The 207-nt window shown below is 69.1% G+C and carries 1 protein-coding gene; it reads right to left on the bottom strand.

The window, feature by feature from the left end:
- Positions 1 to 207, bottom strand: a 207-nt coding sequence (locus WA788_RS36180) for a ketoacyl-synthetase C-terminal extension domain-containing protein (RefSeq protein ID WP_335984778.1), incomplete at both ends; no start/stop codon positions are given.

Here is a 207-nt window from a genome sequence, read left to right as displayed (position 1 = left end):
CTGCTCGATGATCACGTGCGCGTTGGTCCCGCTGAACCCGAACGACGACACCGCCGCACGCCGCGCCTCACCCGTTGCCGGCCACGCCCGTTCTTCGGCCAACAGCCGCACCTCGCCCGCCGACCAGTCGATGTGCGGGGAGGGCTCCTCCACATGCAACGTCCGCGGCAGCACACCCGCCCGCAACGCCATCACCATCTTGATCAC

This window comes from Streptomyces sp. CA2R106 (assembly GCF_037034245.1).
Taxonomy (GTDB): Bacteria; Actinomycetota; Actinomycetes; order Streptomycetales; family Streptomycetaceae; genus Actinacidiphila.
The sequence above is the reverse complement of the archived record's forward strand: the minus strand, read 5'-3'. Positions and strand labels throughout refer to the sequence as shown.